This window comes from Nocardia sp. NPDC058499 (assembly GCF_042719915.1).
Classification (GTDB): domain Bacteria; phylum Actinomycetota; class Actinomycetes; order Mycobacteriales; family Mycobacteriaceae; genus Nocardia.
The window spans coordinates 1-13,881 of record NZ_JBHXMZ010000030.1; the positions used below are offsets into that span (position 1 = coordinate 1).

At 65.0% G+C, this 13,881-nt stretch carries 14 protein-coding genes and 1 pseudogene; 10 read left to right on the forward strand and 5 right to left on the reverse strand.

Going from position 1 to position 13,881, the window contains the following annotated elements; genetic code table 11:
- Positions 1–1,146: 1,146 nt before the first annotated feature.
- Positions 1,147–1,785, reverse strand: a complete 639-nt coding sequence (locus ACFWPH_RS34500) for a TetR/AcrR family transcriptional regulator C-terminal domain-containing protein (protein WP_378756514.1) — start codon at positions 1,783–1,785, stop codon at positions 1,147–1,149.
- A gap of 72 nt (positions 1,786–1,857) precedes the next feature.
- Between ACFWPH_RS34500 and ACFWPH_RS34505 the strand changes: the two genes are divergently transcribed.
- The 3 genes and pseudogenes from ACFWPH_RS34505 to ACFWPH_RS34515 all read left to right on the forward strand — a co-directional run bounded on the left by ACFWPH_RS34505 (position 1,858) and on the right by ACFWPH_RS34515 (position 3,883).
- A complete protein-coding gene (locus ACFWPH_RS34505) occupies positions 1,858–3,216 on the forward strand; it encodes an MFS transporter (protein ID WP_378756516.1) in 1,359 nt (452 codons plus the stop codon).
- A pseudogene (locus tag ACFWPH_RS34510) lies at positions 3,213–3,695 on the forward strand (DUF4158 domain-containing protein); the annotation flags it as partial. The gene ACFWPH_RS34505 and the pseudogene ACFWPH_RS34510, both read left to right, overlap by 4 nt.
- Before the next feature lie 47 nt (positions 3,696–3,742).
- Positions 3,743–3,883 (forward strand): hypothetical protein, encoded by a 141-nt coding sequence (locus ACFWPH_RS34515; RefSeq protein WP_378756528.1) that lies wholly within the window; start codon positions 3,743–3,745, stop codon positions 3,881–3,883.
- Between the two features lie 74 nt (positions 3,884–3,957).
- Here ACFWPH_RS34515 and ACFWPH_RS34520 read toward each other — a convergent pair whose 3' ends face one another.
- The gene (locus ACFWPH_RS34520) at positions 3,958–4,128 is read right to left on the reverse strand and encodes a hypothetical protein (protein ID WP_378756530.1); all 171 of its coding nucleotides are present in this window, start codon (positions 4,126–4,128) and stop codon (positions 3,958–3,960) included.
- A gap of 68 nt (positions 4,129–4,196) precedes the next feature.
- Here ACFWPH_RS34520 and ACFWPH_RS34525 point away from each other — a divergent pair, with 68 nt between their 5' ends.
- Positions 4,197–4,484, forward strand: a complete 288-nt coding sequence (locus tag ACFWPH_RS34525; protein ID WP_378756531.1) for a hypothetical protein — start codon at positions 4,197–4,199, stop codon at positions 4,482–4,484.
- A gap of 172 nt (positions 4,485–4,656) precedes the next feature.
- On the opposite strand, the gene ACFWPH_RS34530 is transcribed toward ACFWPH_RS34525, so the two are convergent.
- Together ACFWPH_RS34530 and ACFWPH_RS34535 are read right to left on the reverse strand one after the other, a co-directional pair.
- Complete coding sequence (locus tag ACFWPH_RS34530) at positions 4,657–5,052, reverse strand: hypothetical protein (protein WP_378756518.1); 396 nt, start codon at positions 5,050–5,052, stop codon at positions 4,657–4,659.
- A 47-nt stretch (positions 5,053–5,099) separates the two neighbouring features.
- Positions 5,100–5,288: a hypothetical protein gene (locus ACFWPH_RS34535; protein ID WP_378756519.1), complete on the reverse strand. Its 189-nt coding sequence runs from the start codon at positions 5,286–5,288 to the stop codon at positions 5,100–5,102.
- A 154-nt stretch (positions 5,289–5,442) separates the two neighbouring features.
- Between ACFWPH_RS34535 and ACFWPH_RS34540 the strand changes: the two genes are divergently transcribed.
- Positions 5,443–6,732 carry a Fic family protein gene (locus tag ACFWPH_RS34540; RefSeq protein ID WP_378756520.1) on the forward strand — a complete coding sequence of 430 codons (1,290 nt, stop codon included), beginning with the start codon at positions 5,443–5,445 and terminating at the stop codon, positions 6,730–6,732.
- 637 nt (positions 6,733–7,369) lie between these two features.
- Here ACFWPH_RS34540 and ACFWPH_RS34545 read toward each other — a convergent pair.
- A complete protein-coding gene (locus ACFWPH_RS34545) occupies positions 7,370–7,693 on the reverse strand; it encodes a hypothetical protein (RefSeq protein ID WP_378756521.1) in 324 nt (107 codons plus the stop codon).
- Between the two features lie 548 nt (positions 7,694–8,241).
- Here ACFWPH_RS34545 and ACFWPH_RS34550 point away from each other — a divergent pair.
- The 5 genes from ACFWPH_RS34550 to ACFWPH_RS34570 all read left to right on the forward strand — a co-directional run bounded on the left by ACFWPH_RS34550 (position 8,242) and on the right by ACFWPH_RS34570 (position 13,509).
- Positions 8,242–8,481: a hypothetical protein gene (locus ACFWPH_RS34550; protein ID WP_378756522.1), complete on the forward strand. Its 240-nt coding sequence runs from the start codon at positions 8,242–8,244 to the stop codon at positions 8,479–8,481.
- Positions 8,482–8,637: 156 nt separating this feature from the next.
- On the forward strand, positions 8,638–9,459 hold the full coding sequence (locus tag ACFWPH_RS34555; protein ID WP_378756524.1) for a hypothetical protein: 822 nt from the start codon (positions 8,638–8,640) through the stop codon (positions 9,457–9,459).
- Positions 9,452–10,636, forward strand: coding sequence for an XRE family transcriptional regulator (locus ACFWPH_RS34560; protein WP_378756525.1), 1,185 nt, complete (start codon positions 9,452–9,454; stop codon positions 10,634–10,636). The genes ACFWPH_RS34555 and ACFWPH_RS34560 overlap by 8 nt, the downstream gene beginning before the upstream one ends.
- A gap of 320 nt (positions 10,637–10,956) precedes the next feature.
- Positions 10,957–11,979 (forward strand): hypothetical protein, encoded by a 1,023-nt coding sequence (locus ACFWPH_RS34565; protein ID WP_378756526.1) that lies wholly within the window; start codon positions 10,957–10,959, stop codon positions 11,977–11,979.
- 315 nt (positions 11,980–12,294) lie between these two features.
- Positions 12,295–13,509: an IS110 family transposase gene (locus ACFWPH_RS34570; protein ID WP_378756527.1), complete on the forward strand. Its 1,215-nt coding sequence runs from the start codon at positions 12,295–12,297 to the stop codon at positions 13,507–13,509.
- Positions 13,510–13,881: the final 372 nt, after the last annotated feature.

Consider the following 13,881-nt stretch of genomic DNA (forward strand, 5'->3'; position numbering starts at 1 on the left):
TATGACAAACTCGCTGTCCGCTACCTGGCAACCGTCCGCGTCGCCGCGATCAACCTGTGGTTATCCGGCCGCAGCTTATGAAACAGACTCTAGCGAGTTCGGTTTGCCATGTTCGCAGGGGCATGTGGGGCAGTCCGACTGCGACGATCGGAACCGCAGGGGGCTCTGCGATCACCGGATGTGCCTAGCTTTCCCTCTGTCGGTCGGCAACGCTGTTGGTTGTATTGTCCACGTCCGGACAGAAGGGCTGGGTGGCCACTTCTCTCAGGCTCTGGCGTTATCCAGCCGACGGGCCGTTGCGCACTACATCGGGCTGTTGAAATGGGTAACCTCGGGCGGGCAGGGCTGGTTCTGCGGCACCGGACGTTGCGGTTGCGCCTTCCTCAGTCGAGCGGAGGTCGCGCGGGGTCCGACACGATGAGACGGCCTGGCTCGAGGCGTATATCGGGGATTTCGGGGTGGTTCGACCCGGGGCCGCGCGATGGGGCCCGGACGGTAGTTTCTAACTGCACGCTGTATTTCCGTTGTGGCTGAACGTAATCGCTTGGATGGCAGCGTGCTGGTGTACCCGTCTGGGTTGTCGTCGCAGGGGCCGGTCGTTGGGGTCGGTGCCGAACGTCGATACCGCGCCCCGCCGATGAGACTCGTGAACCTCTTCGTGGAAGGCAGCGGTTCGAGTCCCCTTAGCTCCATAGAAATAGCAGGTCAGGCCCGGTCGAAGACCGGGCCTGACCTATTTATTGTGGCTGGCCCCCCGTTTACCCTCGTTTGGCCCTAGCTCGAGCTTTAACCTCTGAGCTGCTGTTTTGCGACCCTGAGTGATCATGGGCGAAGCCCTTGGTTGATCATGTCTTTCTGCGACAGAAAGACTTTCAACAACCAAGGGCTTCAATTGAACAGTGTGCACGACACCGGACGGGCCGGCACAGCCGGGACTTCTCGGCGTTCCGGCCCGGGGGATATTGCCGTTGAGCCAGTTGCGTGCGCGGTCGAGCATGCGCTGCTTGCGGCGTAGTTCGGCGGCGCCGAGCTGAGCGGACGGCCCCGGAAGCACAGACCAGGGCTGTCCTCGACCGACTCCCCGAGGGGGACGGTGCCGCAGCCTCACCGAAATCATGGGCCTCACTGAGTTCATCACCGAGTTCATCACGTCGCGGCACGGACTGCGGCGATCAGTATGTCCAGTTCCGCCTCGAAGATCTCGTCCCCCGTCACGGCCCGCAGCGCGGGCAGCAGCGCTTTGAGCCGCACCGCGTCGCGGCTGGTCTCGGCGGCCGCGAACAGCTCTGCGTTGCGGCCCGGCGTGGTTGGATCACCGTGTGTCTCGCGGTGCGCGCGCCCGAGTACGAGATCCACGAAAATCAGGTAGCAGCGCGCCGCTGGACCGACGCCGAGCCCCGCTGCAGCGAGGATGTCCGCGATCGTCTCGGCGATTCGGAGCCCACCGGCTCCGGCGTTGCCGTGGACCATGATGCGCTCCGCGAAGCCAGGGTATGCCCGCAGTTCCTGGCGCATGCCGCGCGCGAGATGACGCAGCCGCTCGTCCCACGGCCCCGTCAACGCCACGGCCGGAATCACGTGGTTCATCGCGATCTCGTCGGCGACCAGGTTCAGCAGCGCTTCCTTGTCCGGGACGTGCCGGTACAGGCCCATCCGCGATGCGCCGACCTCGGTGGCGAGACGGCGGATGGTGAGCGCGTCGATGCCCTCGGCACGCGCGATCCCGAGGGCGGCCTCGACGATCCGCCCCCGCTCCAGGCTGCCCCACGGGCGTCGGTCGGTCACACCCGGCAGCCTACTTGCGGACAGCGTCCGCAAGATGATTAAGTAAGGCTCACCTAACAGGAGGTGGGCGCTGTGTGGGTCCTCGCGGGGCTGACCGCCCTCACGTTCCTTTTCCGGCGCAAGATCATGAAAGGCCTTGGTATGACAACGAGAATCACGCTCGCAGCGGTCCTGTTGGCGGCGTTCTCGATCAGCACTGCGCAGACAATCGTCATCGCGGCCCTCCCCGGGTTCGCGCGCGAATTCGGCGTGGCCACGACGACCGCGGCGTGGGCGCTGACCGCGTTCATGCTCGCCGCCGCCATCGCCACACCGATCGCGGGGCGGCTCGGTGACCTGTTCGGCTACCGGCGAATCATGGTGGTGTGTCTGGGGTTCTTCGTCGTGGGCCTGCTGCTGTGTGTACTGGCGAATTCGTTCCCGCTACTTCTCGCGGGCCGCGCGGTGACGGGCGTCGCGGCGGGCGTGTTCCCGCTCGCGTTCGGGCTCGTGCGCCGCAAGGTGTCCCCGGCGCGCCTGCCGGGCGTGGTCGCGTTGCTGTCCGCGATGTTCGGTATCGGCGGCGCCGCGGGCATGCTCGCCGCCGGGCCACTGCTCGACGTGTTCAGCCCCGCGTGGCTGTTCTTGCCGCTGCTCGTACTCGGTGCCGTAGCGCTTGTACTGGTGATCCTGCTTCCCGGCGAGCCCGGCGCGGGCGGCAGGGTCGATCTTGCGGGCGCCGTCCTGCTCGGGCTCACGCTGGTCGCGCTGCTGCTGGGCATCAGCGAAGCGCGCCAGTGGGGCATCGGGCCCGCGTTCGCGCTGTTCGTTCTGGCCGCCATGCTGGCCGTCGCGTTTGCCGCCGTGGAACTGCGCACGCACCAGCCCCTCGTCGACGTGCGGCTTCTCGGCCATCGCGCAGTGGCCATGACAAACCTTGCCACTGCCATCATCGGCGCCGCGATGTTCGGTGTAGTCACGGTCATTCCGTTGCTGGTTCCGCAGAACCGGATCGCGGTCGCGCTCCTGCCGATGGTTGTGACGATGCTGATCGCAACGCCGCTCGCGCCCCGGCTCGAGGGCCGCGTTGCGGTGCGGACAGGCGCGGTGCTGGCGATCGTCTCCTGCATCGCGTTGGCGCTCTGGCACAACGAGTTGTGGCAGGTCTGCATGGTGAGCCTGATCCTCGGCGCGGGCTACGGGCTGGCGTTCGCGGCGTTCGGCACGCTCGTCGTGGAGGCCGTCGAGACTCGGCAGACCGGGGAGGCCACCGGCGTCAACACGATCGCCCGCACAGCCGGCGGTGCGCTCGGCGCGCAACTCGCGGCGGCACTGGTCATCAGCGGCTTCGGGCCGACATTCTGGGTACTCGCCGGGATCGCCGTCGCCGCGCTGCTGGTCACGAGCACGCTGCCGAAACGTGCGCTGGCAACCTCGCCCTCACCGGTATGAGACGCAGGCTACCTCTGCGGCCAGCGCAACGAGCTCGATCCGCCGGATGCAACTGCCGGTGGAGGGGGGTTGAGGAGCAGCCGGGAGAAGAGTCACGCTGGGCAGACGGGGTGAATCCTGCTGTTGAGCTGGTGATTTCATGTCGGCGTGATCGATGCGGTGCGCTCGGATATGGGCGTTTTGGTGTGTTGTCCAGGGTGGGGTTGGAGCGGTTCTGCTACCTGGACGATGAGGATCGTCGGTTGATCGCGGCGCGGCGCCGGGACTGCAACCGGCTCGGGTTCGCGGTGCAGGTTGTGACGGTCCGTCACCTCGGGATGTTCCTGCCTGATCCGGTGGATGTGCCGGCGGAGCTGGTGGCTTATCTCGTCGAGCAGTTGGAAATCGGGGATCCGTCGCGTCTGGGTGAGTACATGGTGCGGCGTACAACGCGGTTCGAGCATCAGGCCGAGATCGTGGCCGAATACGGGCTGGTGCCGTTCGTCGCGGCGGAGGCGGAGCTGGCGGCGTGGATCGCGGATCAGGCGTGGATCACTGGAGACGGCCCGATATCGTGTTCGGGCTGCTGCACCTGCTCGGACACCGCCACTACACCGGCAAAGCCCAGGATCTGCTCGGCTGGAACCCCCGCCCGGTCCGTGAGACGATCATCGACACCGCCGAGTAAATCCTCGACAACAACCTCACCTGAGTTACTCCGCCCAGCACCCAAGCGGTCGCGAACGGGTCATACCGGACTGATCAGTGACCGGATCGGCGCCGCGCCGCCGGATCGCTGTCGGCCTGGTACCGGCGAAGCCCCTCGTCGGACACCCGCGCGTACTTCACCAGACTGCGTACTGAAGTGTGCCCGGACAGTTTCATCAACACCGGTGTCGAGGCACCGTCTTCGGCGGCGGCCCGCGTCGCCACTACACACTCGCCCCGGCCCGGGATCGACCGGCTCGGCGAAGCAGGCCGGTGTCGACTCGACGACCCCCGTGCTCACCGGCCGGATCCTCACCTGGGATCCGCCGCGGATCCTCGAATTCCTCTGGGGGGACGAGCATCTGCGCTTCGGCCTCGAACCGGACCGGGCCGGTACCCGACTGGTCTGCACCGTCCGCTTGGGCGCGCGGCCCCGCGGCCACACCGGCTACCACGTCTGTCTCGACAGCCTGTGCGAACTCATGGAGACGGGGTCGGTCGAGGACCCGGGCCCAGAACGGATCGCTGAACTCGAAAAGCGCTATGCGGTATTCGGTTTGGACAGGTCCGGGGCGGATTGAAAACTCCGCAGCCCGGGACCGCTCAGTAACGCCGGTCGCGGCGTCGGCGCCGGCGACCACCGATGCCCAGATTCGGCAGGTGCGGTTCGATCGGTTTCTCTCACGCGGTGGGGGTGCGCAGCGGGGCGGGTTCTGCTCAGATCGAGGCGCGTCCGAGTTGCCAGATGCCCTCTCAGACCTTCTCCACCCGCACAGGCCGGCCCGCCAGAAGTTGGTTCAGGTCGTCGGTGTCGGAGGTGAATACGGTGGTTTCGGACCCTCTGTCGGACTCTTGCTCGGCGACAGCCGCGAGGACGGCGTCGATGGCGTATTTGTGCCCGTGTAGTCCGGCGTTCCTCAACATGTCCCGCGCGGATGCGATTACGTGGTGATCGGTGTGTACCACGCGGATTCGTGACAACGTCCAACTCCACAGGGCCTGTTTGGATCCGTCTCGCGGGTTCCACGCTTCCAGCGTAGTCAGGGCTGAGGTGACGATCGGGATATCGAGTTGCGGTGCGGTTTTGATGAGCGCGGCGATCTCTCGGTCACCCTGGACTGCCTTGGCCAATGCCTCGGAGTCGAACACGAAGACACGTTGCCGTGGCTGATGCGCTGCCGCTCGTCGTGTCCGGTTCACGTGGCACTGCCGGGACGTGCGCCGTGTTCGTCATGCCATTCGTCGAGGGCGGCGATCCGATCGAGCGCGGCCTGCTGCTCCTCCTCCGACAGTGGACCGTATTCTTCCTCGATCTGTTCGGCCAGCTCCCGCAGCCGGTCCATAGCATCGCGATGTGCGGCAGCGGCGGCGATGTAGCCGGACACTCCCCGCGAGTCGACCCTGGCAGTTCCGACCGAGTGGGAGATGCTGCGCACAGCCGATCTCTCTCAGCGGACCTTCCGCGATCGCCCGTTAAAATTAACTTTAGGTACTCTAGGGTTAGGTTTCTGACGCGATGCTTAACGTTGAGGAGTGTCCGTGGCGAGGTACAGGGAACGGGTGTGGCAGCCGTCGGACGAGGGCCTGCTCGCCCGCCGTGACCGGCAGGCCGGAACTTACCTGGCCTACATACCCGATACGCTGGGGGTGGACCTGCCGCGGATCGGCCCTCGGGCCCAGCAGGCCGCCGAGGACGCACTGGCAGTGCTGGCCAGGGCCGATGAACGCATCGGGGCCCGGGGCAGCTACCTCAACCACCTGCTGATCCGGTCCGAGTCGATCTCCTCGTCCTGGATCGAAGGCAACCGCATCACCCCCAAGAAACTTGCCATCGCCGAAACCCTGGAATCGGGTACTCGCACTGCCCTGGACGTGGTTGCCACCGTGCACGCCACTGAGCAGGCCATCGATTCCCTGGCCGATCGGTCCAGGCTAATCACGACACAAGACATCGTGGATCTGCAGCACACCATCGAACCCCGGTTACCGGCCGGTCTGCGCACCGAACAGAACTGGGTGGGCGGACCCGGGTGGAGTCCATTGCGGGCCGATTTCGTACCCCCACCCGAGTCCGAGGTGCCCGCCCTGGTCGCGGATTTGACCGCGTTCCTGACCGCCACTCACGGCAATCCGGTCGTGCGGGCCGCGATCGCCCACGCACAGTTCGAGACGATCCACCCGTTCATCGACGGCAACGGACGCACCGGCCGCGCACTGATCCACACCGTGCTGCGACGCTGTGACGCCCTGCGGCACACCCTGATCCCGATCAGCACCGTTTTCGCTGCCCGCACCGACATCTATCTGGCAGGCCTGACCTCCTATCGTGATCCGGAACCGCACACCGACGACTGGGTCATCGGGTTCGCCCAGGCCGCCGAGCAGGCAGCGCAAACCGGAGTGCGGCTGGCCCGAGATGCCGCCGCGCTCGACGAACAACTCCTGCAACGCCTGGTCGAGCACCGTCGCCGACAGGGCACCAGCCCCGCCCTACCCCGTCGGGACGCGGTTGCTATGAAGATTCTCGCGGACTTGTCCACACACCCGGTACTCACCACAGAATCGGCCGCCACCCGGTATAGCGTCTCGGCCGTCGCCGCCCACCGTGCCCTCGCCGCGCTTTCCGATGCCGGGATACTCGGCCGCTCGAAGAATCACAAGGGCAAAATCGTGTGCTACACCGCCGACGCCCACCTGGGTCTTACTGCCCTCGCCGAGCGCGCCAACCGGGTCGGGGCCGGTGATACCGACCATCGGCGACCCGATCAGGGGCCACCGCCACCGGCGGTGGACCGTTTCGGCCGACTACGTACCGCTTCACCGGAGTAACTCCGGGGCTGGGTCGGCGACTGCACCTGTCACCGGCCCGGGTTATGGACCCCTGGTGTCCGATCAACGCACCCTTTCGGCTCGGCACCGGTGCTGGGCACTAGCGGGAATGGGCGAAGCGGAGTATAAGGCGGAGGCTGGTCCGGTCGGACTCGACCCCTCCCCAAAATTTCGCCAAAAATTCGGGGCGCGACGGGAATGTCCGTACGCGAAACTGCAGGATGAATAAAGATATCGTGCGTTCGTACTTGACCCCAGAACCACATGCCCCTGCGAACTTCCTCGTGTGACCAGCATCTTGACCGAAGTCAGCAACGGCAGGTTACTGGTTCGAGTCCAGTTGGGGGAGCAGAAACCGCAGGTCAGGCCGATTTAGTCGGCCTGACCTGCTTATTTCTTCGGTGTATCACCAAGAATATGCCAAAATTTCCGGGACGAACTTCCAATCAGCTGAACGCCTTGGCAGTTCTTCGTTGAAAATTCCGTTCCTCGGCAGGACGCGCAAAGTATGGGCAGCAGGGAAATGGCTGGTGATCGCGGGTTCGTATCCGGCTTGACCATTCGCGGTGTGTCCGCATGGATCTGTTCTCCGGTGCCTTCTCCGTCGCGTTCAGGGCAGGGCGTTACGTCCGTTACATCACCTGTTCCCTGTCGGTCCACCGGGCTCGTGTGTTTCGGCTTTTGAGTCAGGTACTGATGCCAGGGTTTGCAGGGCGCCTTCGTACCAGGCATGGACGGCCAGCCAGATGTACGGGGGTTGCCCCTCCTGATCTTCTAGCTCCTGTGCCTTGCGGATCAGATACTCCAGCATCGCGTTGTCTCTGTCCGGGAAGGGGTAGGGGAAGTCCCCGATCTGGTTGATGCCGTCCGCTCGGTAGTCGTGGTGGCCGTTGGCGATGATGCGGGTCGACTGGCGGGTGACATACTCGGTCGGGATGGTCGCGGGTGCCTCGGGGTCCATGAATCTGCTCCCGGTCGATGTGTTTGTCGTGAAGTCTGCTGGCGAGTTCGGTTTGCCATTTTCGCAGGGGCATGTGTGGCAGTCCAACCGCGTCGATCGGAACCGCAGGCTGCCGCGATCTCCGGATGTACCTAGCTCTCCCTCTGTCGGTCGGCAATGTCGTTGGTTGTATTGCCCACATCCGGCCAGAAGGGCTGGGTGGGCCACTTCTCTCAGGCTCCGGCGTTATCCAACCGGCGGGCCGTTGCGCACTACATCGGGCTGTTGAATCGGTAACTCCGGGCGGGCAGGGCTGGTTCTGCGGCGCCGGACGTTGTGGTTGCGCCTTCCTCAGCGGAGCGGAGGTCGCGGGTCCGACACGATGAGACGGCCTGGCTCGAGGCGTATGTCGGGGATGCTCGGCTCGACGACAGCGCCCTGTAGGTCCATCTCTGGAGCAGTCGTGCTCGGTGCGCGGCGTCAGAGTATCGGGATTTCGGTGATCGAAGGTTTGACCGAAACAGCATCCTCATCGGTGACGTGAGGTTCAGCGAAGGCGCCGGCTCGTTTTGGTCGTCCCATGGCTGGACCGCTACGACCGCGTCACCGAGATGGGCGACCAGTTGCTATTCGTCCAATCGTCCAACGGGCGTAGTCGTCGTGAACAGGCGCGGCGGCGAGTTCAGATCGAGCTATATCCATCGGTACCGCACGGCAGCGGCGTGACTGTTGAGGGGGGCCACGCGGCCACCGTGCTGGGGGTCGACCGCTTCTGCTGGGACGAGCTCAACTTCGCGAAATATCGCTGAGTTGGCGCAATTCGAGTGCGAATGACCTGGACGGACCTGAATATGGAGGAGTCGAACCCGACGGCGTGGTGCGCAGGCGCTGCGAAGAATTTAAGTGCTACTCTGCATTCGCTCTTGATTCGTAAGTGAGCGTGGCTGGGTGCCAGGGAGGGATCCATGAGCGAGCAGGCTGTACCCACACCATGGGAGATCAAGCGGTTCGGCGACAGCGCGCTGCCGTTGCGAGTTGCGATTTGGCGTGGTCTTCGAGCAGCGCATCAGCGGGCGCTGGCCGCACACGAGGGATTGGCGCTGGAAACCAACGACGGGTATGGCCTGATCTGGTTGGTCCAGCATCAGGAGGTGGGCCTGGCGATCGAGGCTGCGATGCCGGATCTGCGGCGGATCAAGCCGGCGCGCGCCCGTTACGAGCTGAATGTGGTTGGCGAGGACAATGCCATCTTGTACCCGTGGAAGTTCGCCGACGACGCGCACACTCCGGTCGCGAACGCCAAGATGACGATGTCGAAGCTGCGCGAGAGCTTGCTGGCGCTCACCCCGGAGAATTCCGACTCGCAGCTCTCGTTCGAACACGCTGCTCTCACCGCCGAAGAACTCGACGCCGAGTTCGAGGACGCCGAAACCTTTCTCGACGACGCTATCCAAGCCGGGCGGCTGGTCCTCATCGCCTACGCAGCCAACCCGCGCGCCGGTATATTGCGCGTCTACTGGGGCGAAGCATCCCAGGCTGACGACCGCGGCCGATTGAAATGGAGCGAGATCGAACAGATCCCCGCACCCGACGATACCGGCGACGGTCAGGTTCCGGCACGCCCCTCAAGCCCTGCACCAGTTCCGGATCCGAAGATCGGCACCGGACCTCGCTGGGATCAGTCCGCTCCGCCGCCCGAGTTCGACCTGACCCCGCGTCCGCCCCTCACTGCCCCGGACGGCGGGCAGCCGCCGACGCCGCAACCCGAGACGGCGAGTGATGCCTGAACGTCCCCCTCTGAACCTGTTTTCCGGCGAAGCCACCGCGGCGATCTCGGCCTCCGACGTCGCGGTGGTGTTCGACCCAGCACGTCTGACCCAGGCCCGCCAGCTCGCTGGACTGACCAAAGCGGCACTGGCCGCCCGGATCGGGGTCTCGGGAGCAGCGGTGAGCCAGTGGGAATCGGTGATCTCACCCCCACGGCCAGATCATCTACACCGCGCAGCCGAGGTTCTCGACGTCCCCATAGAGTTCTTCGCCGCGGGTCGCCCCTTCGCCCAACTCGACGGCGCCGGCGCGCACTTCCGCAGCCTGCGTTCGACCAAGGCCGCCCAGCGCGGCAAGGCCGTCGCCTTCACCCAGCAGGTGTGGGAGCTGGCCCACATCCTCGAGCGCCACGTCCAATTCCCCGTCATCGACCTGCCGGGGTTCCTTCCGGACGACCCCACCCGCCTCGGTGACACCCCGGCCGAAGCCGCCCGCGCACTGCGGGCGCACTGGGGGATCAAGCCTGGACCGATTCCTCACTTGGTTCGCACGATGGAAATGCGCGGGATCGTTACCACTATGGGCGCCTTCGCCGGTGACGACACCCCCACCGTCAACGCCTTCTCCACGTCCCGTATGCCGCGCCCGGTGATTGTGCTGACTCCCGACCGCAGCGACGACGTGTGCTGGCACCGGTTCACCGCGGCCCACGAACTCGGCCATCTCGTTCTGCACCGCGACGCCGCCCCTGGTGACGCCGAGCAAGAGCGAGAAGCCGACGCTTTCGCCGCCGAATTCCTCACCCCCGCCGACCAGATCACCGACCAGCTTCCTCAACGATTCGATGTCAAGGCGCTCCGGCAACTCAGCCACGAATGGGGCGTGTCGATCAAGTCGCTGGTGTACCGCTCCCGCGAGACCGGCGCCATCTCCGACGCCGTCGCCCGCCGCGCCTACCAACGCCTCAACCACCTCTACGAGATCGGCATACTCGGCGCCGACCCCGTCACCCAGTACCCCGGCGAAACACCCGCCCTGCTCGCCAAGGCATTCGAACTCGCCGAAACCCACAGCACCCTCACCTTGACCAAGCTCGCTCGCGAACTTCGCTGGCGCCCAAAACGTGTACGCGAACTTCTCGGTCAACCCGATCAGCGTCCGGTCCTGCGCTTGGTCGCCGACACCACGGATCGCTAACTCCTTACTCGACGAGGGCCAGGATCGGCAGTGCGCCCTCGACCCCGCTGCGTCGTACGTGAGCAGGTGGCGCCGACCCCAGGCGTTGGTCAGTACCGGCATCGGCGCGCCCGCTTCCGGGTTCGAGCTGCTTGCACCGAAATGCCTTGTCTGCCCTCGGCTGCATTCTCGAACGGGAAGCCAGCCGAGTCCGTGGAACCAGCAGGCGTCGCTATCCCGGCTCGCGGAACGGCACTAGAGACAATGGGCCAGATATACTGGAGCGCCAGCGAATCGGCGGCGGATGCCACCGCGGATCGCTGCGACAAGGAGGGGTTGGTATGAAGTTCCGGCGCAGAAACGCAGAGGCGCTCGGAGATCTGATCTGCGGGAATCTTGGCGCTGTCACCCCCGGCCCTGGCCAAGAGCCGCCTTACTTTCCGTATCGGTCAAGCATGTATCTGACCGAGTTCTTCCAAGATCTCGATACAGACTGGACACACGACGGCAGCACTCGGCATCGCTGGGCCGCTGATGTTGTCGAAGCCATCTTGGCCGAACCGCATGACGGTCCCGCGCATCCGCCGGAAGGCTTCTGCCACCTGATCGATCACCTGATGAGCCCGAGCGACGCAATGAACGAGGGCCCCGATCGGCCGAATGCCCTGCGGCAGCTAAACGAGGTGCTGGCCAGAGAGGGATTCGATGCGTTCTATGGCGACGACAAGCACTGCTATATCCGGCACATCGGGACAAACACCGTCACCGTGTTGCAGGCCAACCCGCACCGGCCCCTGACGGCAGCTGAGGTAAAGCGCCGGAACGACTTGGCAGCGTTTCTCAATACGTGCAGTGAGGACGAGCTGATCGAGGAGGTCCTCCTGCCTCTGTTCCGCCAGCTCGGGTTCCATCGCATCACCAGTGCTGGCCACAAGGACAAAGCCTTGGAGTATGGCAAAGACATATGGATGCGCTACACGCTGCCAACGCAGAACTTCCTCTACTTCGGTATCCAGGCCAAGAAGGGCAAGATCGACTCATCCGGCGTCACTCGGTCCGGCAATGCCAACGTCGCGGAGCTGCACAATCAGGCCCTGATGATGCTGGCCCATGAAGTGTTCGATCCAGAGATCAACAGGCGGGTACTCGTGGATCACGCCTTCATTGTGGCGGGCGGCGAGATAACCAAAGCAGCACGGGCTTGGATCGGCAACGCCCTGGACGCCAGCAAGCGGAGCCAGATCATGTTCATCGACCGGGACGACATCTTGAACCTGTACGTCGTCAGCAGTCTGCCGCTGCCGGAACGGGCACTGCCGCCTATCGCGGATCCCTGGGCGACGAGCGATGAGCCGCCGTTCTAGTTGGGGGCCTCCTCCTATGTGGATCGGTGGCCGCCACGACAGGCTGCCAGCCCCGGCCGACAGGCACGGACGGGAGTCAGGGGCATGGGTTGATCCCTAAGTTTGTAGGTGTCTGGGGTTGGTGCCCTGGATGCCCAGAGCGGTGGGGTGTAGCTGATGGGTTCTTGCCGTTGTTATGGCTTCCAAGGACTGGCTGCCCCGCCGCGCTGGACGCTCCGGCTGCTGATTGAGAGCTTGTTGCGGGTCGTCGCTGTTTAGGGATCTGTCGGCGGGGTTGTCCACGGGCGTAACGACTGCGATGTCAGGAGCACGTGGGTGGCAACTCGCTCGGAGATATGGGTCGGGATCGACGTCGGCAAGCAAGCGCATCACGCGTGCGCGGTCGACGAGGCCGGCAAGACGGTGTTCAGTCAGAAGTTCGGCAACGACCAAGCCGCGATCGAGACGCTGATCGCCCGCGCCGGCCAAGCCGCCGACCGGGTGCGGTGGGCGATCGATCTGACCAGCCCGATGGCGTTGTTGCTGATCACGGTCTTGTTGGCCGCTGATCAGGCGGTGACGTATGTGCCGGGCCGGGTGGTCAACACGATGACCCACGGGTTCCGCGGCGAAGGGAAAACCGACGCCAAGGACGCGAGGGTGATCGCCGAAACCGCCCGCATGCGCCGCGATCTGGTGCAGGTCACGATGCCCGACGAGCTGGTGGTCGGGTTGACTCAACTGACCAGCTACCGCACCGACCTTATGGGCGACTGGGTCGCGGGGATCAACCGATTGCGGGCATTGCTCGGGTCGATCTTCCCGGCGTTGGAGGCTGCGTTCGATTTCTCGAACCGGACCCCGTTGCTCCTCGTCGCCGGGATGTGCACCCCCGCCGAGATTCGCGCCGCCGGAATCGACAGTGTCACAGAATATTTGACCGACAGCGGAGCATGGAAGCCCGGGATCGGCAAGGCCGCGGCCGCCGCGGTCGACGCCGCCGGGCGTCAAAGCCTGGCGCTTCCGGGCGAGGCCGATACCGCAATGCTGGTCAAACGGATCGCCCGAAAGCTGCTGGACCTCGATCGCGAGATCAAGGACACCGACAAGCTCATCACCGCACGGTTCCGGGAACACCCGTGGGCGCACATCATTGAGTCGCTGCCCGGGATGGGACCGGGTTTGGGTGCCGAGTTCCTCGTCAATACCGGTGGTGACCTGGCCAACTTCGCCAGCGCCGGACGTTTGGCGTCCTACGCCGGTTTGGTCCCGGTCCCGCGCGATTCCGGTCGGGTTTCGGGCAACCTGCACCGTCCCAAGCGCTACAACCGGCGCATGCGGCGTGTCTTCTTCATGGCCGCCCTGTCGAGCTTGCGCTACGAGAACGGGCCGTCGCGGCGGTTCTACGACCGAAAACGTGGTGAACACCAGATACATACCCAAGCCCTCCTAGCTCTGGCCCGGCGGCTGGTCGACGTGTTGTGGGCGTTGCTGCGCGACGGCCGTGAATTCAGCATCGACAACCCGGCCCCGATCGCTGCCGCGGCTTGACATGTTCATTGAGAGTCCCTGTCACGACGACGGGTGGTCGCAGGTTTGTGTCCTCGGCGGGGCACGTCGCACATGGGAGCGCGGGTGACCTGGGAATTTCTGCTGGTCGACTGGTAATCGAAGCGGATTTCGGCTTGGCTGAGCGCCGATGCGGTGTCCAGCGGTGTGGCCATCGTCGGTGACTACTCCAGTTTGACGTCGCCTCGCTGGCCGCCTGCCGTCCCCGCCTCCGTCGAGCGGTGGGCGGCCGCAGCGGCACCGCCGCGCATCAGGGGGGTAGCCTCGATTTTTCGTGATTTGTGCTGATCGGTCCGGGCGGGTTTGGGGTGGTTGTTTTCGCTGTTCGGGCAGCGTCAGCTGCCCGAACAGCGG

What these genes read in the sequence shown, in the direction of transcription:
- ACFWPH_RS34545 (WP_378756521.1), bottom strand. Translation starts at nt 7,693, where the DNA reads ATGGACCCCGAGGCACCCGCGACCATCCCGACCGAGTATGTCACCCGC.
- ACFWPH_RS34555 (WP_378756524.1), top strand. Translation starts at nt 8,638, where the DNA reads ATGAGCGAGCAGGCTGTACCCACACCATGGGAGATCAAGCGGTTCGGC.
- ACFWPH_RS34560 (WP_378756525.1), top strand. Translation starts at nt 9,452, where the DNA reads ATGCCTGAACGTCCCCCTCTGAACCTGTTTTCCGGCGAAGCCACCGCG.
- ACFWPH_RS34565 (WP_378756526.1), top strand. Translation starts at nt 10,957, where the DNA reads ATGAAGTTCCGGCGCAGAAACGCAGAGGCGCTCGGAGATCTGATCTGC.